This window comes from Pseudomonas sp. Bout1 (genome assembly GCF_034314165.1).
Classification (GTDB): Bacteria; Pseudomonadota; Gammaproteobacteria; order Pseudomonadales; family Pseudomonadaceae; genus Aquipseudomonas.
In genome coordinates this window covers 5,393,715-5,410,456 of the sequence record NZ_JAVIWK010000001.1, presented here as the reverse complement: position 1 = coordinate 5,410,456, position 16,742 = coordinate 5,393,715, and the positions used below count along the sequence as shown (strand labels likewise).

The following is a 16,742-nucleotide window of genomic DNA, read 5'->3' as shown; positions in this document are numbered from 1 at the left end:
TGCACCGTTTGTGAAAAACCCATCTCCGGATGGGTTTTTTTATACCTGCGGGAAGCATCAGTCACTGCAGATGATGCTTTATGTGATTGCCGCTTGCGGCCAGGTTTGCCTACTCTGTGGCCAATCGAATCGGAATCGGAGTTTGCATGTCAGGCCCCTTGGCGTCCCTCAAAGTACTGGATTTCTCTACCTTGCTGCCGGGGCCGTTCGCCTCGTTGCTGCTGGCCGACATGGGCGCCGAGGTGTTGCGCATCGAGTCCCCCACGCGCATGGACCTGCTGCGGGTGCTGCCGCCCCATGACCAGGGTGTATCGGCCAGCCATGCCTACCTCAACCGCAATAAACGCAGCCTGGCGCTCGACCTCAAGCAGGCCGAGGCGGTGGCGATCGTGCGGCAGTTGGTGGCGGACTACGACATCGTGCTGGAGCAGTTCCGCCCCGGGGTGATGGAGCGCCTGGGCCTGGGTTACGAGGCCTTGAAGGCGATCAACCCGAAGTTGATCTACGTCTCCATCACCGGCTACGGCCAGACCGGCCCCTACAGGGACCGCGCCGGCCACGACATCAACTACCTGGCCTTGGCGGGCATTGCCAGTTACACCGGGCGCCAGGACAGCGGGCCGTTACCTTTGGGCGTGCAGTTGGCGGACGTGGGCGGTGGCTCGTTGCACGCGGTGATCGGCTTGCTGGCGGCGGTGATCGCCCGGCAGCACAGCGGCGTGGGGCAATACCTGGATGTGAGCATGACTGACTGCGCCTTCAGCCTGAATGCGATGGCCGGCGCGGGTTACCTGGCGTGTGGCGTGGAACCTGCGTGGGAGAACCAGGTGCTCAATGGTGGCAGCTTCTATGACTATTACCGCTCTCGGGAGGGGCGGTGGTTGTCGGTAGGAAGCCTGGAGCCCGCCTTTATGCAGCAGTTGTGTGCAGCGCTTGGGCGCCCCGAGTTGGCGGCGCAGGGTTTGTCGCCCAAGCCCGAGCAGCAGAAAGCCCTCAAGCTGGCGTTGCAGGTCGAGTTCGAGAAGCGCAGCTTTGATGAGCTGTGTGCGTTGTTTGCCGGGATCGATGCGTGTGTCGAGCCGGTGCTGAATCTGAGCGAGGCGGTTGAACACCCGCAGTTGAAAGCCCGGGAGCTGGTCAGCCAGGTGCCGCGGGGCGATGGTTCGGCCCAGGCGCAGATCGCTTGCCCGTTGAAGTTTTCCGAGGGTTTGCCGGCGGCCAGGCACATCGGCGCGGCGGTGGGCGCCCACACGGATGAGGTGTTGGCGGGGTTAGGCTTCAGTCCTCAACAAATAGATGATTTGCGGCGTGCCAAGGTGATTCAGTAGCGCTTGGGCTGACGCTATCGCAGGCAAGCCAGCTCCCACAGGGGAATGCATTTCAACTGTGGGAGCTGGCTTGCCTGCGATGAGGCCCTCACTCCACCCGGGTTTCCCCGGTAAATACCAATGTCTGCCGGCACCTGCGGCACAAATACCGCCGCCCCTGGCTCACCAACCCGTGACGCTGGGGCGAAAACGGGAAGTCGCTGTCGGCACACGGGCAGCGGTAGATATACCGGGTTACGCGCCGCCGCTGGATTTCATAGGTGTGGCAGCGATCCGGCGGCAGTTCGTAAACCCCACGCATGATCAACTGCCACTCCTCGCCATGGGGCTGGATGCGCTCGCCGAACAATTGGTGGGCTATCAGGTGCGCCACTTCATGGGCGACCGTCTGTTTAAGGAAGTGTTGGCTGTTTTCACGGTACAACTGCGGGTTGAAGCGCAGCAGGTTCTCGTGCAAATGCGCGACACCGGCCTTCTGGCCCCGCAGCTTGAGGCTGACCTGGGGGCGTTTGAAGCTTCGTTTGAAAAAGGATTCGGCTTGTTGGAAACAATCTTCGACGCGGGTATTGAGTTGCTCGGGCATGCTGTACATATCTCCAGAGATGTCCAGTATGCCGCAAGCAACGGTGTATCCGAATCTGTCAGGCGCCGAATGGTCATGCATAACGCACAAAGCCACCGTGCGGTGGCTTTTCCTGCGGGTAAACCGCGTCAGTTGGTGTAGATCGGGCCTACGCCCAGCCCCCAGACGATCACGGTAAAGGCCATGATCGCCACCAGCACCACCAGGCCTACCGCCAGCACCGAGCTGGAGAACAGGAAGCCCTCGTCCGGGTTGATGTTCATGAAGGTCGGCAGGCCTACGTACAGCAAGTACACCGTGTAGCAGATGGCGGCCGTACCGACGACCATGCCCAGCCACATATGCGGGTAAAGTGCGGCCAGCCCGCCGACAAACAGCGGCGTCGCGGTGTAGGTGGCAAACGCCACGCAGCGCGCCATGCTGGGGTTGGCGTCATAGGTACGGGCCATCCAGTGAATGAACGCGCCCATCACCGCCACGCCGCCGAGCATCGCGGCGTAAGACATGATGGTCATCCACAACGCGCTTTCCACCGTGAGCATCACCGGGGCGCGGCTGCCGATTACCCAGCCCACCTGCGTGGTCCCGATAAAGGCTGATACCGCGGGGATCGCTGCGAGAATCAGTGTGTGGGTGAGGTACATGTGGCTGATGCTTTCTTCTTTATCGCCACGAATTTCCCGCCATTCCTGATCGGGGTGGGTGAAAAGTCCCACGACGTGATGGATCATGCCAGTCACTCCTGTTGTTATTACCATCGCCCCCCAGCGGAGCGCCCACGGGCCAATTGGCCTGAAAGGTCTGGATATATGTGCGACCTTATGTCGCAGTATAGAAAGTGATGACCGGAAAAACTGTAGGGCTTTAGAGCAAATTGCGCTGTAAACATTGGGCTTAATCGCGGCGGGGTCTGTTAATTGAAACTCGGTCGTCCATCCCGCTAAAATGCCCGGCTTTTCGTCACACACCTTTCGCGGATCCAAGCGCCATGGGCACTCTTACGGTCAACCAGAACAAACTGCAAAAACGCCTGCGTCGCCAGGCGGGTGAGGCAGTCGCCGATTTCAACATGATCGAGGAGGGCGACAAGGTCATGGTCTGCCTGTCTGGCGGCAAAGACAGCTACACCCTGCTTGACGTACTGATGCACCTGCAAAAGGTCGCGCCGATCAAGTTCGAGATTGTCGCCGTGAACATGGACCAGAAGCAGCCGGGTTTCCCCGAGCACGTGCTGCCGGCCTACCTCAAGGCATTGGGGGTCGAGTACCGCATCGTCGAAAAAGACACCTATTCGGTGGTCAAGGAGCTAATCCCGGAAGGCAAGACCACCTGCTCGCTGTGCTCGCGCTTGCGCCGAGGTACGCTCTACACCTTTGCCGATGAAATCGGCGCAACCAAGATGGCCCTCGGTCACCACCGCGATGACATCGTCGAAACCTTCTTCCTCAACATGTTTTTCAACGGCAGCCTAAAGGCCATGCCGCCCAAGCTGCGGGCCGACGACGGGCGCAACGTGGTGATTCGCCCATTGGCGTACTGCCACGAGAAGGACATCCAGGCGTACGCCGACCTCAAGCAATTCCCGATCATCCCGTGCAACCTCTGTGGCTCCCAGGAAAACCTGCAACGCCAGGTGGTCAAGGACATGCTCCAGGACTGGGACCGCAAGACCCCGGGCCGCGTCGACAGCATCTTCCGCAGCTTGCAGAACGTGCAGCCGTCGCAGTTGGCCGACCGTAACCTGTTCGACTTCACCAGCCTGCGTATCGACGAAACCGCGGCATCGCGCTTCGTCAACGTAGTGAACCTCTGAGCACTTTCACCGCTCTGACAGACGGCGCTCCTGGGCGCCGTTTTCATTTCAATCCTTAGGAGAGGGCATGCGCGATTACAAGTGGCTGCACGAATATTGTCTGAACCGGTTTGGTTCAGCGGCCGAGCTGGAAGCCCACCTGCCTGTGCCCCTGACCCCGGCGAAACTGCGCAAGATCAGTGATGATCGCTACTTGTCGACCCTGTCACTGCGGGTGTTTCGCGCAGGCCTCAAACACAGCGTGGTGGACGCCAAGTGGCCGGCCTTCGAGCAAGTGTTCTTTGGGTTTGACCCGGAAAAAGTCGTGCTGATGGGCGCCGAGCACCTGGAGCGGCTGATGCAGGACACACGCATCATTCGCCACCTGGGCAAGCTCAAAAGCGTGCCGCGCAATGCGCAGATGATTCTGGATATCGAGCAGGAAAAGGGTAGCTTCGCGGCGTTTATTGCCGACTGGCCAGTGACGGATATCGTTGGCTTGTGGAAATACCTGAGCAAGCACGGTCACCAGTTGGGCGGGCTGTCGGCGCCGCGTTTTTTGCGCATGGTGGGCAAGGATACGTTTGTGCCGAGCTATGACGTGGTGGCGGCGCTGAATGCGCAGAAGATTGTCGACAAGGTGCCCACCAGCCTGCGGGACCTGGCCACGGTGCAGGGCGCGTTCAACCAGTGGCATGCCGAGAGCGGGCGGCCGATGTGCCAGTTGTCGATGATGCTGGCGTATACCGTGAATCATTGATACCGGGTTGATGCTATCGCAGGCAAGCCAGCTCCCACACTTGGAATGCATTCCTCTGTGGGAGCTGGCTTGCCTGCGATAACGACAGGTCAGGCACTACAAAAGCATCAAGCAGGCAAACCTTCCCCCGCCAACCGCCGATTCAGCTGATGCCGGTACCGCACATACATCAACGCGGTGCAGAACACAGCCAGGCTTGCCAGCATCTCCAGCACCCCAAACCACTGGCGGTTCGGGTCATACGCCGCCAGCGCACCCTTGATGAAGTACAAATTCACCACAAAGCACATCCATGAATGCCCGCGCGCGCTGCCCAGGATCATCCCCGGTGCCAGCAACAGCAGCGGCACCAACTCGATCAGCAGAATCACCCACGGCCGCGCGCCGTGCAGGTCGGCGAACACCAGGTAGTAGGCACACAGCAGTCCCACCAAGCCCAAAAACGCCAGCAGGCTCAACACCCGCGCCGTCTTGACCCGTGGCTCCAGCCACGCCCGGGGCGGCAGTACCTTAGGCTTTCTGGCCACGGCCGTTCTCCAGTAGCGCGGCGGTCTTCGCCAGGCGCAGGCCGAGGGCGCGGCACAGGGCGATCTCATGTTGGTCCAGTGCGCGCTTGCCGTCGGCACCGGAATGGTGGCTGGCGCCGTAGGGCGTACCGCCGCCCTTGGTGTCCAGCAGCGCCTGCTCACTGTAGGGCAGGCCGGTGATCAGCATGCCGTGGTGCAGCAACGGCAGCAGCATCGACATCAGCGTGGTTTCCTGGCCACCGTGCAGGCTGGCAGTGGAGGTGAACACACCTGCCGGCTTGCCGACCAGGGCACCGGTGAGCCACAGGTTGCTGGTGCCGTCGAGAAAGTACTTGAGCGGCGCGGCCATGTTGCCGAACCGGGTCGGGCTGCCCAGCGCCAGGCCGCAGCAGTTCTTCAGGTCGTCGAGGCTGCAATACAGCGGGCCGTCGACCGGAATGCTTGGCGCCACGGCTTCGCACTCGCTGGAGATGGCCGGCACGGTGCGCAGCCGCGCCTCAAGCCCGGCTTGCTCGACGCCTCGGGCAATTTGCCGGGCCATTTCGCTGACCGAGCCGTTGCGGCTGTAATAAAGCACCAGCACATACGGCGCACTCACGAAAGAAGCTCCAGGATGTTTTCTGGCGGGCGGCCGATCACAGCCTTGTCGGCGGTCGCGAGGATCGGGCGTTCCATCAGTTTCGGATGAGCGGCGATGGCGGCGATCAACTGCGCTTCACTGAGGCTGGCGTCGGCCAGGTTTAGGGTTTTGTATTCGTCCTCGCCGGTGCGCAGCAATTGCCGCGCGCTGATGTTCAGCTTGCCCAGCAAGGCCTGCAATTGCGCGGCGTCGAGCGGGGTTTCCAGGTAGCGCACCACCGTTGGTGTGAGGCCACGGGCTTCCAGCAGCTCGAGCGCACCGCGGGATTTCGAGCAGCGCGGGTTGTGATAAAGCGTCAGATCGGTCATGTGCGGGTCGCATCTTGCGTAAGGTGGCGGGTATTCTACCCGCGCTGCGCCATGTCCTTAAACCATGAGAGGCGATAGGCCGCAGCCAACGTTCATTTTTACGAAGGATTACCCCATGACGAGGCGACTGTTAGGCGCAATGGCAATCATCGGTACACTGCTGCTCAGTGGCTGTGGCAATGATTATGGCGTTGACCAATACGGTCAGAAAGTGGCCGCCGAACGCCTGGACAAGCAATGGCTGGTGGTCAACTACTGGGCCGAGTGGTGTGGCCCTTGCCGCACCGAAATCCCCGAACTCAACGCCTTGGCCGACCAACTCAAGGGCCAGTCGGTAGGTGTGTTCGGCGTGAACTTCGACAATGCCCAGGGTGAGGAACTCAAGAGCGCCAGCGACAAGCTGGGCATCAAGTTCACCGTATTGGCGCAGAACCCGGACGGGATCTTCGACATTCCCCGCAGCGAAGCCTTGCCGGTGACGTACATCATTGATGACAAGGGCAAGGTGCGCGAACAACTGATGGGCGAGCAGACGGCCGAAGGCGTGCTGGCCAAGCTCAAGGCGCTGCGCGGTTAAGTGTAGGAGCTGGCTTGCCAGCGATGCAGGCAACTCGGCCTGTCAGCCAGGCCGAGGTGACGCCATCGCAGGCAAGCCAGCTCCCACAGAAGCGCGGAATCAGCCTTCTTCCAGCCACAACCGCAACGGTTTGCCATCCGCCGGCCAGAAACGGGTCTGTTCGATCGGCGAGATGTCCCAGCGCTGCACGCCTTGCAGGGCCTGGAAGAAGCGGTGCTCCTGCTCCATCAGCGCTTCACCGCAAAGTTTGCGGGTGCTGCCGACCTTGCCGAAGCTCAGTTTGTCACCGTCCAGGGTGTAGGGCGCGAACCAATGGTTGCAGCCGCCGTTGCCGTAGGCCCGGCCATCGGCGCCGAGGGTCACGGTCAGGTGCGCGTAATCCATCAAAGGCCGCTCACCGATCCATTCCACCACGTAGCTGTGATCCTGCTTGAGCTTGACCTCATCACTGGCGCAGCCCGCAAGGCCTGCACCCAGCACGGCCAGCATCAGCACGGCTTTCATTGCGCGGCCTTCTGGCATTTCGGGCAGCGGTGCTTGTCACCCAGGGTGGCCCAGCCCAACTCGGTGACCCGCGCGGTGGCGGCCGGTTGCAGCGGTTGCTTGGTCAGCTTGGTTTCCACCGCGAATTCAAACTCCAGCACGTTGTCGCAGCTGTCGCAGTTGACCTTCCAGGTGTGAATTTCCAGTTCGCCGAACTTCGGCCCCTGGGCCATGGCAACCCACTGGCCTGCCGGGCGGATGGAGTAGCGCGCATCGCCTTCGACGGTCAGGCGCATCGACAGGGTTTTACTGCCGCGCAGGGTGACGATCAAAACGTCGCCGTGCTTGATCGAGCCACCGTTGCCGGTGACCTGATAACGGCCCGGCACCAGGGCGCGGCATTCGATCAGGGTGTGTTGCGGGTTCAGCAAGCTGAAGCGGAAATCGTGTTCGGCCATGGATCCTCCAAATAGGCGCGGCATCCTATCACGGGCCGCCACCCATCATGGCGCGGCGATGTGACCGCTGATCATCCTTCGACGAGGTTTTGTGCCCGCCCGCCCGCCCACGCAGCGATGTTGTCCAGGGTGGTGCCGGCAATTGCCCCCAGCGCCTCACGGGTCAGGAAGGCCTGGTGCGCGGTGATGATCACATTGGGGAAGGTCAGCAGGCGCGCCAGCACGTCGTCTTGCAGGGGCAGGTCGGAGCGGTCTTCGAAAAACAACTGGGCCTCTTCTTCATACACATCCAGGCCCAAATAACCGAGCTGGCCGCCCTTGAGCGCGTCGATCAGCGCCGGGGTGTCCACCAGGCCGCCGCGCCCGGTGTTGATCAGCATCGCGCCGGGCTGCATATGGGCCAGGCTTTGGGCGTTGATCAAATGTTTGCTGTCTGCCGTCAGCGGGCAATGCAGGCTGATGATCTGCGCCTCGGCGAGCAATTGCGGCAGGCTCACGTAGCGGGCGCCGAGGGCTTTGACCTGCGGGTTGGGGTAAGGGTCATACGCCAGCAACTGGCAGCCGAACCCGGCCATGATCCTGGCGAATGTGGCGCCGATCTGCCCGGTGCCGACCACGCCTACGGTCTTGCCCACCAGGTCGAAACCGGTCAGGCCATGCAGGCTGAAGTCACCGTCGCGGGTGCGGTTGTAGGCGCGGTGCAGGCGGCGGTTGAGGGCCAGGATCAGCGCGACTGCGTGCTCGGCCACCGCATGGGGCGAGTAGGCGGGCACGCGCACGATGGTAAGGCCCAGCCGCTTGGCGGCGGGCAGGTCGACATGGTTGTAACCGGCCGAGCGCAGGGCGATCAGGCGGGTGCCACCGTGGGCCAGTTGCTCCAGCACCGGGGCGCTGAGGTCGTCATTGATAAAGGCGCAGACCACTTCGTGGTGTTCGGCCAGGGCCACGGTTTCCAGATTCAGCCGGGCCGGCTGGAATTGCAGCTGCATGCCTTCGGGCAACGGTTGGGCGAGAAAGCTGTCACGGTCGTAGGTTTGGCTGCTGAAAAGGATGATGCGCATCAAATATTCCTTCTTGATGATGGAAAGCTGATTTGTGGCGAGGGAGCTGCTGTGGCGAGGGAGCTTGCTGTGGCGAGGGAGCTTGCTCCCGCTGGGCTGCGCAGCGGCCCCAAAATCCTGGGAGCGCTTCGCACTCCAGCGGGAGCAAGCTCCCTCGCCACAGCAGCTCCCTCGCCACATTGCCCCGAAGTTTTACGCGCTCACCCGCGCCTCGCTGGCCAGCCGGGCAATCGCCATGTCCAGTTCGTCCAGGGCCGGCATGGCCTTGGCGTCGTCCTGTTTGAGCAGGGTTTCGGCCCGCTGGCAGGCCGCGCGCAGTTGCGGCACGCCGCAATATCGGGTGGCGCCGTGCAAGCGGTGAACCCGCTCGATCAGGGCGTTACGGTCGTTGGCGTCACGGGCCACGCGAATCGCTTCACGGTCGGCCTCAAGCGATGCCAGCAACATCGCCAGCATGTCCGCCGCCAGGTCGGCCTTGCCGGCCGCCAGGCGCAAACCTTCCTCGTGGTCCAGCACGGGCAACTGCGTGGCTTGCCCAATGGTTTCGGCGCCGCGTTCCGGGCCCTGATTGCGCAGGGCCAGCCCGGTCCATTTCAATACCACCTGGGCCAGTTGCCGTTCGCTGATGGGTTTGGTCAGGTAGTCATCCATGCCGCTTTGCAGCAGTGCGCGTTTTTCGTTGGCCATGGCATGGGCGGTCAGGGCGACGATGGGCAGCGGGGTGCCATGGCGTTCGCTTTCCCAGGTGCGGATCGCCTCGGTGCTCTGGCGGCCATCCATGCCGGGCATTTGTACGTCCATCAGCACCAGGTCGAAGGCTTCTTGCTTCACCGCTTCGATGGCCGAGTAACCGCTTTCTACCGCCTGGACCTTGGCGCCCATGTCTTCCAGCAGGGTTTGCACCAGCAGCAGGTTGGCCGGGTTGTCGTCGACACACAGCACCCGTGGCGCGCGGCTGGACAGCGGCTCGCCGGGTTCGCTGCGCAGCGGGCGCGGGCTGATCAGGTCGGCCAGGGCGCGGCGCAGTTTGCGCGTACAGGCGGGTTTGGCCTGCAATTGGCTGTTGGGGTTGGGCACCGAGGGGTTGAACAGCAGCTGCTCGGTGGTGGGGCACAGCACCAGCACCTTGCAGCCCAGGTGTTCGAGGTCCCACAGGTGTTGGTTCAAACGCTCCGGCGGAATGTCGTTGGCGGTGATGCCCAGTACCGCCAGGTCAATCGCCTGTTCGGTCTGGTGGGCGCTGGTGATGCCATTGGTCAGGCTTTCCAGGCTGTTGAACGGCGTGACTTGCAGGCCGCAGTCTTCCAACTGGTGTTGCAGGGCCTGACGCGCCAGCTCGTGGTTTTCCAGCACGGCCACGCGCCGGCCCAGCAACGGCGCGCAAGGCAGGTCTTCGATATCGTCGCGGGTTTTCGGCAGGTTCAGGCTGATCCAGAATTCCGAGCCTTCGCCCGGCGTGCTGTCGACGCCGATTTCGCCGCCCATCTGTTCGATCAAGCGCTTGGAAATCACCAGTCCCAGGCCAGTGCCACCGGGTTGCCGTGACAGCGAATTGTCCGCCTGGCTGAAGGCCTGGAACAGCGCCCGCACATCCTGGTTCGACAGGCCGATACCGGTGTCCTGCACGCTGATGCGCAGTTGCACGCTGTCTTCCTGCTCGTCTTCAATCATGGCACGGGCGACGATGGTGCCTTCGCGGGTGAACTTGATCGCGTTGCTCACCAGGTTAGTCAGGATCTGCTTGAGTCGCAGCGGGTCGCCCACCAACGACAGCGGCGTGTCGCGGTAGACCAGGCTCACCAGTTCCAGCTGTTTGGCATGGGCGGCCGGGGCGAGGATGGTCAAGGTGTCTTGCAGCAAGTCCCGCAGGTTGAACGGGATGCTGTCGAGTACCAGCTTGCCGGCCTCGATCTTCGAGAAGTCGAGGATCTCGTTGATGATGCCCAGCAGGTTGTCGGCGGACTTTTCGATGGTGCCCAGGTAATCCAGCTGACGGGGCGACAGCTCGCTTTTTTGCAGCAAGTGCGTAAAGCCGAGGATGCCGTTCAGCGGCGTACGGATTTCATGGCTCATGTTGGCCAAAAACTCCGACTTGATGCGGCTGGCTTCCAGCGCTTCCTTGCGGGCCAGGTCCAGCTCGATGTTCTGGATCTCGATGGTTTCCAGGTTTTGCCGCACGTCTTCGGTGGCCTGGTCGATGCTGTGTTGCAATTCTTCCTGGGCATTTTGCAGGGTCTCGGCCATGCGGTTGATGCCCGAGGCCAGGTGGTCCAGTTCCTGGCTGCCCAGCGGTGGCAGGCGGGTTTCGAGGTTGCCATCCTTGAGTTGCGCCACCGCCTGCTTGATCAGGCCAATCGGCGAGTTGATCGTACGGCTGATGCGCAAGGCCAGGGCCGCGGTGCAGATCAGGCCGATGGCGATCAGCAGCAGGCTGGCGAACAGGCTGCGGTAGCCACGCAGCAACATGCCGTTGTGGGACAGTTCCAGCTCGACCCAGCCCAGCAGGCGGTCGGATTCGTCCGGGATCAGCTCACCGGCAAGGTTGCGATGGCGGCCGAACACCGGTAGCAGATAGCGGGTTGCGTCGTTGCCGGTGCGCTGCAACAGGTGCGAGCTGTTGCCGATCGGCGGCTGGTTGAGCATGGTCGGGCCGGCGTGGGCCAGGGGCGTGCGGTCGGGCCCGAGGAACGACACGGCGCGCACGTCGGTTTGTTCCAGGGACTGGGTGGCGATGCGCTCCAGCAGGTCGGTGTTTTTGGTGCCCAGTGCTGGCGCCACCAGCGGTGCCAACTGCTCGGCGATCATCTCGCCCCGTTGCAGCAATTGCGACTGCAATTCTGAAAGCTGCATCCACGTGAAATACCCGCCCAGCAGCAATGCCATCAGGCTGGTAGGCAATAAGGTCAGCAACAGTACGCGGCCTTTTATTCCCATTCTCGTAAGCACGCCACTCTCCTGCTACCACACTGTTGTCGAATTTCACGCCGGCATCCGGCCCGCGCCACCCGCGCAGTGTAGCCATTTGCGCGGTGTGGAATCTTGCAAATTAATGACCTGACGCAAACCTTGGACCCTTGGATGCCCGGCGGCGGTTGCTGTTGGGGGGCCAATCTTGAATAATCAGTCATTGAGAATGACTTGCAGACGCTAATGAATCCCGTAGCACTTGGCTTACCCAGTATCCTGGCGATTGAAGACGACCCTGTACTTGGCGCCTATGTCCATGAGCAGTTGGGCCGCTGTGGCTTCCAGGTGACCTGGTGCCAGAACGGCCAGCAGGGCCTGCAAATGGCCCGCGATCAAAGCTTCGACGTGGTGTTGATGGACATCCTGTTGCCGGGCATGGACGGATTGTCGGTGCTTACGCACTTGCGCCAGAGCCATTCGATCCCGGTAATCCTTATGTCGGCCCTGGGTGCCGAAGCCGACCGCATCAGCGGTTTTCGCCTGGGGGCAGACGATTACCTGCCCAAGCCGTTCAGCATGGCCGAGTTGCGGGTGCGCATCGAGGCGATCCTGCGCCGGGTTGCCCTGGACCGGCGACCTTTGCCGGCCCTGGCAGCGGTGCGCGACGATGCCCGCAGCCTGCGTTTCGATGACGAGTTGTGTGATGTTTTCCACCGGGAACAATGGGCCGGCCTGACCCGCAGCGAATACCGCCTGCTGGAAACCCTGCACCGCAACGGCGACGAAGTCCTCAGCAAAGCCTTCCTTTACCAGCATGTATTCCAGCGCGGCTATGCGCCCCATGACCGCAGCCTGGACATGCACATCAGCCAGATCCGTCGCAAGCTCAAGGCCATTGGCTACAGCGAGCGGGAAGTACGCACGGTGTGGGGCAAGGGCTACGTGTTGAGCGGTCACGATGACGGGCTTTAACGCCACGCTCAAACGGCTGCCGGGCAAGCATTCGTTATTCTGGAAACTGGCCTGCCTGCTGATCGCCTTCTGCTTGCTGATGATCTGGCTCAGTTGGTCGTGGGGCCGGTATATGGAAGAGCAGAATGCCTTTTTGTCCAGCGAGGCGCGCGCCACCCTGAGCGGTTATGCAGCCGGCGCGGAACTGGCGTGGAACAAGGGTGGCAACGCCGGGGTGGACGCGTGGCTGCACACCTTGGGCCAGCGCGAGCGCACGTGGGTGGGCGTCATCGGTAACGACCTGCAATCCCTGAGCAGCTACCCGCTGACCGACAAGGAAAGCCAGCGCCTGACATTTTTGCGCGGCCTGGACTGGCCTGTCAGCCGGCATGCCAAGGGGCTTCCATGGTTGAAAATCCCGTTCCCGCTGGACCCGGGGGCGGGCTCCCTGGTGATCGAATTGCCACGGCGCTTCATGCCCGGGCAAAACCAGTTGTTCTGGCGAATCGTCACCAATGGCGTGATCCCCGGCCTGTTCACCCTGTTGCTGTGCATCGGCCTCTACCGTTTATTGATCATGCCGCTCAACCACCTGCGCGAGCAGGCCAACGCCTGGCGTGCCGATCAACTGAGTACCCGGCTGTCCCACGACACCACCAGCCGTCAGGATGAACTGGGGGAGTTGGGCCGCGCCTTCGACCAGATGTCTGAACGCCTGCAAGGCACGGTGGCCCTGCAACAGCAACTGCTGCGGGACTTGTCTCATGAGTTGCGCACACCGTTGAGCCGCTTGCGCGTGGCCAGCGACAGCGAGCAAGACCTGACCCGGCTGCGCGAGCGCCTGGGCAGGGAAATCGACGGCATGCAGCGCCTGGTGGAAGACACCCTGCAACTGGCCTGGCTCGACACCGAACGCGCGCCGCTGCCCAAGGAAGACATCCAGGTGCAGGCGCTGTGGGACATGCTCCGGGAAAACGCCTGTTTTGAAAGTGGCTGGTCGCCTTCACGCTTGCAGTGCGGGCTGGGGGCTGATTGTTGGGTGCGCGGCCATCTGAACCTGCTGGCCCAGGCGTTGGAGAACATCCTGCGCAATGCCATCCGGCATTCCCCGCACAACGGCACGGTGCAATTGGGCGGGCAGCGCGAAGGTGATCACTGGCATTTGTGGCTGGAAGACCAGGGCGGCGGAATTGACGAGTTGGAGTTGGAGCGGATTTTTGCGCCATTCACTCGGCTGGACGGTTCACGGCCCGGCGACGGCGGTTTTGGCCTGGGCTTGAGCATTGCGCGCAATGCCGTGCAGCGCCAGGACGGCAGCCTGTGGGCGGAAAACACCGGCCAGGGCTTGCGCGTGCATATGCGTTTGCTGGCCCGCTAGCGCTTACAGCCTGCGCTGCTTGCGTTTTTTCCACTGGCGCGCCACCCACCAGCGCCAGTAGCCCATAGTCAGGCAATACCCCAACGCCGCCATTACCACCCCCAATACCACCGAGCCCAGCAAGAAGGGTTGCCACAGCGTCGACAGCTGCCCGCTGATCCATTCCCAGGTCAGTTCGTCGGGCATGCTGCGAGGCGGTAAGTTCATCAACCAGGCACCGGTCATGTAGGTGCAGAAGAACACCGGCGGCATGGTGATCGGGTTGGTCAGCCACACCAGGCTGACGGCAATCGGCATGTTGCCGCGCACGCTGATGGCGAGGACCGCCGCCAGCAACATCTGCAAGGGAATCGGGATAAAGGCTGCGAACAGGCCAACCGCCATGGCCCGCGCGACCGAGTGCCGATTGAGGTGCCAGAGGTTCGGGTCATGCAGCAGCTTGCCCAGAAAGCGTAAGGACTTGTGTTCCCTGATGCTGGTCGGGTCGGGCATGTACCGTTTGAATAAGCGCCGTGGCATAAGGGGTCCAGGTCAGTTCGAGGGGCAAGTATGCCCGCATTCCAGGAACGGGAAATTCAGACTTTGTGACAAATAATAATAGGCCGCATCGCTGGCCCGGCTAAGACTCAATGGGTCGCTTCCAAGGAAAGATCCATGAGAACAGGGATGTTCACACTCGCGCTGGGGCTGCTCGCCTTGCGCTTTTTACCGGTGTTGCCACCCGGCGGCTGGCTGCTGTTGATGCCGGTGCTGGCCCTGATGCTGTTGCCTTTTCGCACCTATCCGCTGGGGTTTTTCCTGCTCGGGTTGGGCTGGGCCTGCCTCAGTGCACAGTGGGCGCTGGATGATCGGCTGGCCCCGCGGCTGGACGGCCAGACTCGCTGGGTGGAAGGGCGTATTACCGGGTTAGCGCAGCAGACGGGCGACGGTGTGCGCTTCGAACTGGCCGACAGCCGGTCACGCAAGGACCTGCTTCCCAAGCGTATCCGGGTGTCATGGCGTGGCGGCCCGCCGGTTCAGAGTGGTGAGCGCTGGCGGTTGGCGGTGACGCTCAAGAGTCCCTCGGGTTTACTCAATGCCGAGGGCTTTGACTATGAGGCCTGGTTGCTGGCCCAGCGGATTGGTGCCACCGGTTCGGTCAAAGACGGGCAACGGCTGGCGCCTGCACGGCATGCCTGGCGCGACGGAATTCGCCAGCGGCTGTTGGCGGTGGATGCCCAAGGGCGCGAGGCCGGCCTGGCCGCGCTGGTGCTTGGGGATGGTTCCGGCTTGGCCGCCGAGGATTGGCAGGTTCTGCAAGCGACCGGCACCGTGCATTTATTGGTGATTTCCGGCCAGCACATCGGGCTGCTGGCGGGGTTGATCTATGGCCTGGTCGCTGGCTTGGCGCGCTTTGGGTGTTGGCCCAAACCCTTGCCGTGGCTGCCCTGGGCCTGCGGCTTGGCGTTTGCCGCAGCGCTGGGCTACGGCTTGCTGGCGGGTTTCGAGGTGCCGGTGCAAAGGGCCTGCGTAATGCTGGGGTTGGTGTTGCTGTGGCGCCTGCGGTTTCGACACCTGGGGATATGGTGGCCGTTGTTGCTGGCACTGAATGCGGTGCTGGTCCTCGAACCGTTGGCCAGCCTGCAACCGGGGTTCTGGCTGTCGTTTGCGGCTGTGGCGGTGCTGATCCTGGCGTTCAGTGGTCGGCTGGGCCCCTGGAGCGTCTGGCAGGCCTGGACCCGGGCCCAATGGTTGATTGCCATTGGGCTGTTTCCGCTGCTGCTGGTGCTCGGTCTGCCCGTCAGCCTGAGCGGGCCGCTGGCCAATTTGGTGGCCGTACCGTGGATCAGCCTGGTGGTGTTGCCCCTGGCCTTGCTGGGGACAGCTTTATTGCCGCTGCCTTATATAGGTGAGGGTTTGTTATGGCTGGCGGGCGGCACGCTGGATTGGTTGTTCAAGGCACTGGCGCTGCTGGCGCAGTACTTGCCGGCCTGGATACCAGCGCAAGTACCCATTGGCTTTTGGCTGGTGAGCCTGCTGGGGGCGGTGCTGTTGCTGCTGCCCAAGGGCGTTCCGTTTCGGCTGCTGGGTTGGCCAATGTTGCTGCTGGCGGTGTTTCCACCTCGGGAATCAGTGCCTCATGGGCGGGTGGAGGTGGTGCAACTGGATGTCGGCCAAGGGCTGTCCATGATCCTGCGCACCCGCAACCATGTGTTGCTGTATGACGCAGGGCCACGCGCCGGCGAGCTCGATCTTGGCGCTCGCGTGGTGCTGCCTGCATTGCGCAGGCTGGGGGTCGCGGCGCTGGACCTGATGCTGCTCAGTCATGCCGACGCCGATCATGCCGGCGGCGCGTTGGCCGTCGCCCAAGGGTTGCCGGTCAAGCGTGTGGTGGGCGGTGAGACAGCACGGCTGCCAGCGGTGCTCGGTACTCAAGCGTGTGTCAGTGGGGAGCAGTGGGAATGGGACGGCGTGACGTTCGAACTGTGGCAATGGCCTGATGCGACGGACGGTAATCAGATGTCCTGTGTGTTGCGGGTGCAGGCCAATGGCGAGCGGTTGTTGCTGACCGGCGATATTGACCGTCAAGCCGAGCGGGCATTGCTGGCCACGCCCTTGGGCGCGCCTGTCGATTGGCTGCAAGCGCCTCACCATGGCAGCCGCAGTTCGTCTTCATGGCCGTTTCTACAGCGCCTTGTGCCCAAGGCCGTTTTGATTTCCCGTGGTCGCAACAATGGGTTTGGTCATCCACATCCCCAGGTACTGGAGCGTTACCGGGCCGTGGGCAGCACAATTTATGACAGTGCCGAACAAGGTGCGCTTCGCCTGCAACTGGGCGCCTTCCAGCCGCCGGTGGCTGCGCGCAGCCAGCGCCGCTTCTGGCGCGAGCCCCCGCCGTAAAACAGCGTTACCAAAGACCGGCCCCTGCGACAGCATGCTCTGGGGCAGGCCAGCCCTTCCACCGGACCCTTATGGTAAAGTGGCGCACTTTTTCGAGGGGGCATTCACT

The 16,742-nt window shown here is 62.5% G+C and carries 17 protein-coding genes; 7 read left to right on the top strand and 10 right to left on the bottom strand.

Annotated features, from left to right (window positions below; genetic code table 11):
- The first annotated feature begins 146 nt into the window (after positions 1-146).
- Positions 147-1,328: a CaiB/BaiF CoA-transferase family protein gene (locus RGV33_RS24995; protein ID WP_322146900.1), complete on the top strand. Its 1,182-nt coding sequence runs from the start codon at positions 147-149 to the stop codon at positions 1,326-1,328.
- 88 nt (positions 1,329-1,416) lie between these two features.
- Here RGV33_RS24995 and RGV33_RS24990 read toward each other — a convergent pair whose 3' ends face one another.
- Complete coding sequence (locus RGV33_RS24990) at positions 1,417-1,911, bottom strand: SprT family zinc-dependent metalloprotease (RefSeq protein WP_322146898.1); 495 nt, start codon at positions 1,909-1,911, stop codon at positions 1,417-1,419.
- Between the two features lie 128 nt (positions 1,912-2,039).
- Complete coding sequence (locus tag RGV33_RS24985; protein WP_322146896.1) at positions 2,040-2,642, bottom strand: Yip1 family protein; 603 nt, start codon at positions 2,640-2,642, stop codon at positions 2,040-2,042.
- Positions 2,643-2,899: 257 nt separating this feature from the next.
- On the opposite strand from RGV33_RS24985, the gene ttcA reads away from it, so the two are divergent.
- Positions 2,900-3,724, top strand: a complete 825-nt coding sequence (gene ttcA / locus RGV33_RS24980; RefSeq protein ID WP_322146895.1) for a tRNA 2-thiocytidine(32) synthetase TtcA — start codon at positions 2,900-2,902, stop codon at positions 3,722-3,724.
- Positions 3,725-3,791: 67 nt separating this feature from the next.
- The gene (locus RGV33_RS24975) at positions 3,792-4,463 is read left to right on the top strand and encodes a DNA-3-methyladenine glycosylase I (RefSeq protein ID WP_322146893.1); all 672 of its coding nucleotides are present in this window, start codon (positions 3,792-3,794) and stop codon (positions 4,461-4,463) included.
- Between the two features lie 107 nt (positions 4,464-4,570).
- On the opposite strand, the gene RGV33_RS24970 is transcribed toward RGV33_RS24975, so the two are convergent.
- The 3 genes from RGV33_RS24970 to arsC are packed head-to-tail and all read right to left on the bottom strand — an operon-like array spanning position 4,571 to position 5,938.
- The gene (locus RGV33_RS24970; RefSeq protein ID WP_322146891.1) at positions 4,571-4,990 is read right to left on the bottom strand and encodes a DUF2069 domain-containing protein; all 420 of its coding nucleotides are present in this window, start codon (positions 4,988-4,990) and stop codon (positions 4,571-4,573) included.
- Positions 4,974-5,588, bottom strand: a complete 615-nt coding sequence (gene wrbA, locus RGV33_RS24965) for an NAD(P)H:quinone oxidoreductase (RefSeq protein ID WP_322146890.1) — start codon at positions 5,586-5,588, stop codon at positions 4,974-4,976. Before wrbA ends, RGV33_RS24970 begins: the two co-directional genes overlap by 17 nt.
- A complete protein-coding gene (gene arsC / locus RGV33_RS24960; protein ID WP_322146888.1) occupies positions 5,585-5,938 on the bottom strand; it encodes an arsenate reductase (glutaredoxin) in 354 nt (117 codons plus the stop codon). The genes wrbA and arsC overlap by 4 nt, the downstream gene beginning before the upstream one ends.
- A gap of 115 nt (positions 5,939-6,053) precedes the next feature.
- Between arsC and RGV33_RS24955 the strand changes: the two genes are divergently transcribed.
- Positions 6,054-6,515 (top strand): TlpA disulfide reductase family protein, encoded by a 462-nt coding sequence (locus tag RGV33_RS24955; protein ID WP_322146886.1) that lies wholly within the window; start codon positions 6,054-6,056, stop codon positions 6,513-6,515.
- Between the two features lie 99 nt (positions 6,516-6,614).
- On the opposite strand, the gene RGV33_RS24950 is transcribed toward RGV33_RS24955, so the two are convergent.
- The 4 genes from RGV33_RS24950 to RGV33_RS24935 all read right to left on the bottom strand — a co-directional run bounded on the left by RGV33_RS24950 (position 6,615) and on the right by RGV33_RS24935 (position 11,463).
- Positions 6,615-7,019 (bottom strand): META domain-containing protein, encoded by a 405-nt coding sequence (locus tag RGV33_RS24950; protein ID WP_322146884.1) that lies wholly within the window; start codon positions 7,017-7,019, stop codon positions 6,615-6,617.
- Positions 7,016-7,456 carry a hypothetical protein gene (locus tag RGV33_RS24945; RefSeq protein WP_322146882.1) on the bottom strand — a complete coding sequence of 147 codons (441 nt, stop codon included), beginning with the start codon at positions 7,454-7,456 and terminating at the stop codon, positions 7,016-7,018. The genes RGV33_RS24950 and RGV33_RS24945 overlap by 4 nt, the downstream gene beginning before the upstream one ends.
- Before the next feature lie 71 nt (positions 7,457-7,527).
- On the bottom strand, positions 7,528-8,517 hold the full coding sequence (locus RGV33_RS24940) for a 2-hydroxyacid dehydrogenase (protein WP_322146880.1): 990 nt from the start codon (positions 8,515-8,517) through the stop codon (positions 7,528-7,530).
- A gap of 192 nt (positions 8,518-8,709) precedes the next feature.
- Positions 8,710-11,463, bottom strand: coding sequence for a response regulator (locus RGV33_RS24935; RefSeq protein WP_322146878.1), 2,754 nt, complete (start codon positions 11,461-11,463; stop codon positions 8,710-8,712).
- Positions 11,464-11,667: 204 nt separating this feature from the next.
- On the opposite strand from RGV33_RS24935, the gene RGV33_RS24930 reads away from it, so the two are divergent.
- Positions 11,668-12,396 (top strand): response regulator transcription factor, encoded by a 729-nt coding sequence (locus RGV33_RS24930; RefSeq protein ID WP_322146876.1) that lies wholly within the window; start codon positions 11,668-11,670, stop codon positions 12,394-12,396.
- A complete protein-coding gene (locus RGV33_RS24925; protein ID WP_322146874.1) occupies positions 12,383-13,753 on the top strand; it encodes a sensor histidine kinase in 1,371 nt (456 codons plus the stop codon). The genes RGV33_RS24930 and RGV33_RS24925 overlap by 14 nt, the downstream gene beginning before the upstream one ends.
- A 3-nt stretch (positions 13,754-13,756) precedes the next feature.
- Here RGV33_RS24925 and RGV33_RS24920 read toward each other — a convergent pair whose 3' ends face one another.
- A complete protein-coding gene (locus RGV33_RS24920) occupies positions 13,757-14,272 on the bottom strand; it encodes a DUF2062 domain-containing protein (protein WP_322146873.1) in 516 nt (171 codons plus the stop codon).
- A gap of 135 nt (positions 14,273-14,407) precedes the next feature.
- Between RGV33_RS24920 and RGV33_RS24915 the strand changes: the two genes are divergently transcribed.
- Complete coding sequence (locus tag RGV33_RS24915; protein WP_322146870.1) at positions 14,408-16,633, top strand: DNA internalization-related competence protein ComEC/Rec2; 2,226 nt, start codon at positions 14,408-14,410, stop codon at positions 16,631-16,633.
- Positions 16,634-16,742: the final 109 nt, after the last annotated feature.